Below are 3796 nucleotides of genomic sequence, written 5' to 3'. Positions count from 1 at the left end.
GAGATGTGTATAAGAGACAGGTACCCGACAGTCCCGATCAGCTGGCGGCCGGCATGTACACGGTGGCGGCGGTCTTCCCCCCGCCCGCCGGTGCCGCACCGGGAACGCCCGAACACCTCAGCAACGAGGTGCCACTGGCCATCGCTCCGCTGGTCACCGCCGGTCTGCCCGCGAACCTCGGCCGGAACCCGGACGGATCCGTCATCGTCGATCTGTCGTGCAGCCCACGGGTGCGGACCGGGCAGCGGGTGGTCCTGCTGTTCGGCGATCGTCCGGTGCAGCCCGACGGTTTCGCTCCGCCGACCGCGGTGTTGCGCTTCGTCGTCCCCGCGGCCGAGCCCGGTCGGTATCTGTTGCGCTTACGGGTGGACGGGATCGACAGCGAATTCATCGACCGGACTGTGCGCCCGCCGGCGTTCGACCCGAGCCAGTCGGTGGTGGTGACGTGACCGACATCGACCGTTGGGAAGCCGCCAACGACGCCTACCTGGCGGCGGTGCTGCACTGGCTGCGTCTGCTGCTGGCCTTTCATGCCGGCGAATACGAGACCGACCAGCATGAGCGTGCAACGCCGGCCGACCGTCCCCCGGTGGCGCCCACGCCGCCGTCGTCGGAGCCGCTGGCGCTGCCGCCATCGGAGCCGGTCAGCACGTCCGAACCGCGCAGGCGGGGGTGGCACCGCCGGCTGCCGTCCGACACACCGGCAGCACCGGCAGCACCGGCTTCGATACCGCCCCCGGGTGCATCGACACCGGGCGCAGCGCCCCCGGACCCGGCCCCCGATGCGGGTGAGCCAACCGTCCAACTCGGACAGGTCGTCACCGCCGAGGACGTCGAGCGTGCCGCGACCGACATGCGGGCGGCGGAGCAGATCACCCCGCCCCCCGCGGCGCTCCAGCTCGCCCAGCTGCTTGGGCTGACTGACTTCGAGCGGGAGGCCCTGCTGCTGTGCGCCGGCATGGAGCTCGACCCGACCATGGCGGCGCGGTGCGCGCGAGCGCAGGGAAACCCGCGGCTGACCTACCCGACGTTCGCGCTGGCGATGCGCGCGTTGGCCGATCCGGCCTGGGATGTGTTGTCCACGCGCCGCGGGTTGCGCTGGTGGCGGCTGGTCGAGATCAGCCAGTCGGCCGGCGAACCGCTCGTCACCTCCGCGCTGCGCATCGACGAACGGATCGTCAACTACCTCAAGGGCCTCAACGTCATGGACGACCGGGTGGAGCCGCTGGTCGCCCCGATCGACGCCGATCTGCATCCGGACCCGATCCCCCTTCCGGAGTCACACCGGGCGGTGCTCCGCGAGATCATCGGACGCTGGCGGTGGGGGCAACCCAGAGCCGTCCATCCCATCGTCGAGCTGGTGGGCGCTGACACCGGCACCAAACGTCTGCTGGCGACCGAGGCCGCAGGCAGCGTCGGGCTCGCCCTCTACCGGCTGCGTGCCGAGACCATTCCAGGCCATGCCGTGGATCTGGAGACGCTGCGCCGGCTGTGGTCGCGTGAGGCGGTCCTGCTGGGAGCCGCGTTGTACGTCGACGCGCAGGACACCGACCCGGGCTCGGAGACGGCCGGCATACTCACCCGGTTCCTGGCCCGGCTGGACGGTGTCGTCTTCCTCGGGGTCCGCCAGCCGTGGGTCCGGTCGGAGCGAGCGGGTGTGGCGGTGCTCGCGGAGCGTCCGACCCGGGCGGAGCAACGCGACGCGTGGGTCCACGCACTGCGCGGCACGCCCGATTCGTCCGGTGATCCCTTGGTTTCCGGTGCGGTCGGTGCTGCGGTCGGTGCTGCGGTCGGGCCGGCCGTGTCGGTTCCGGATCTGCTGGCCGGGCAGTTCAACCTCGGTCTGGCGACCATCGGGGAGATCGCCCGCTCGCGTCTCGCCGACGACCTGGCCGATGACCCGGGGGAGCCGGTTGACCCGGATGATCCGTGGGGCGCGATGCCGGGGCACGGTCGCAGCCTGTGGGACGCCTGCCTGGCGACCACCCGGGACGGTCTCGACGCCCTCGCCGAACGTATCGATCCGCGTGCGCGCTGGGCGGACGTGGTGCTCCCGGACTCACAGCTCGCCCTGCTCGGTCAGCTCGCCGACCAGGTCCGCCGGCGGGCGCTGGTGTACGACGACTGGGGATTCGCGGCACGCTCCGCCCGCGGGCTGGGGATCAGCGCGCTGTTCGCCGGGCCGAGCGGGACCGGCAAGACGATGGCCGCGGAGGTGCTGGCACGGCAACTCCGGCTGAATCTGTACCGCATCGACCTGTCGGCCGTGGTGAGCAAGTACATCGGCGAAACCGAGAAGAATCTGCGCACCCTGTTCGACGCCGCCGAGCAGGGTGGCGCGTTGCTGTTCTTCGACGAGGCGGACGCGTTGTTCGGCCGTCGTAGCGAGGTGAAGGACAGCCACGACCGCTACGCCAACATCGAGGTCAACTACCTGCTCCAGCGGATGGAGTCCTACCGGGGGCTCGCGGTGCTGGCGACCAACATGCGTGGTGCCCTCGACCAGGCGTTCCTGCGCCGGCTGCGATTCGTCGTCACGTTCCCGTTCCCCGACGCCGAGCTGCGCCGGAGACTGTGGGCAACCGCATTTCCCCCGGTGGTTCCGGCCGAGGAGTTGGACCTCTCCCAGCTGGCGCGGTTGCCGGCAACCGGAGGGATGATCCGCAATATCGCGATCAACGCCGCGTTCACGGCCGCCCGGTCCGGCGGTCCGGTGACGATGCCGATCGTCCTGGCTGCCGCTCGGGTGGAGTTCGACAAGCACGAGATTCCGGTCCCCGAACGCGATCTCGTTCCCGGGTTCGTCCAGGCGGTGCGCTGATGATCATTCAGGTGACGGTCGAACGGCTGGTGCTCGACGGGTTGCCGTTCACCGGCGTCGACGCGCCGGCGCTACGGGCGGCGGTCGAGGCCGAGCTGTCCCGCCTGCTGGCCGCCGATCTGGGATCCGACCCGGGATCGGTGCCGGTCGGCACCGCGCTGGATCGGCTGGGCGCCGCGCCACTCGACCTGGTCGCGCCGGTCACCGCGGGTCAGGTCGGTTCCGGGGCGGCTCGACGGGTGGCGCAGGCCGTGCGCGCCGCGACGGGCGGGACCCGGCGATGACGACCTATCCGGGCTCGCCACGGGTGGCGCGGGGCGGCATCGTGCTGCTCGACCCGTCCACCGCGCGCATCCTGCGGATCATCGTGTTGCAGTACAACCCCGACACGCTGAACCGGACGCTGCAACCACAGGGGATCGGCACCGAGCCGGGGGATCGGCTGGAGGCGTTGCGGCTGGCGGGTCCGCCGCACGAGACGATCCGGGTCGAGGCGGAGCTCGACGCCACCGACCAGCTGGAGTTCCCCCAGGACGGAAAGAACGACGCCGTCGCACAGTTCGGGCTGTTCCCGGTCCTGTCCGCGCTGGAGACGATCGTGTACCCGGCCAGTGCAGCGTTGCTTGCGGCAGATCTGCAGGCGCGCTTCGGCATGATCGAGGTGGCGCCGGCCCAGGCGCCGCTGTCGCTGTTCATCTGGAGCCCGAACCGGATCGTCCCGGTCCGGCTCACCGAGATCAGCGTGGTGGAAGAGGCGTTCGATTCCTCGCTGAACCCCATCCGGGCGCGCGTCACTCTCGGCATGCGGGTACTGACCGTCAATGATCTTGGGTTCGCCCATCGCGGCGGCAGCCTCTACCTGCTCTATCACCAGCAGAAGGAACGGTTCGCGCGGCTGGCCGGCTTCGGCGTGGACCCGCGTCCGCTCGGACTGTCCGCGATTCCAGGAGGGTGAGGATGTTCCCACCGACCAGC

The 3796-nt window shown here is 70.7% G+C and carries 3 protein-coding genes; all 3 read left to right on the top strand.

Features of this window, described 5'->3' with window-relative positions:
* Positions 1-445: 445 nt before the first annotated feature.
* From U9980_RS24475 to U9980_RS24465, 3 genes are read left to right on the top strand one after another with little or no spacing between them, the layout of a single operon-like run.
* Entirely contained in the window at positions 446-2821 is a 2376-nt protein-coding gene (locus tag U9980_RS24475) for an ATP-binding protein (protein WP_322770087.1), read from the top strand.
* Entirely contained in the window at positions 2821-3105 is a 285-nt protein-coding gene (locus U9980_RS24470) for a hypothetical protein (RefSeq protein WP_322770086.1), read from the top strand. The genes U9980_RS24475 and U9980_RS24470 overlap by 1 nt, the downstream gene beginning before the upstream one ends.
* Positions 3102-3776: a hypothetical protein gene (locus tag U9980_RS24465; RefSeq protein ID WP_322770085.1), complete on the top strand. Its 675-nt coding sequence runs from the start codon at positions 3102-3104 to the stop codon at positions 3774-3776. The genes U9980_RS24470 and U9980_RS24465 overlap by 4 nt, the downstream gene beginning before the upstream one ends.
* Positions 3777-3796: the final 20 nt, after the last annotated feature.

Origin of the sequence: Protofrankia sp. Cr1 (assembly GCF_963555865.1) — a bacterium.
Lineage (GTDB): Bacteria > Actinomycetota > Actinomycetes > Frankiales > Frankiaceae > Protofrankia.
This window is presented reverse-complemented; position numbering and strand designations above follow the sequence as displayed.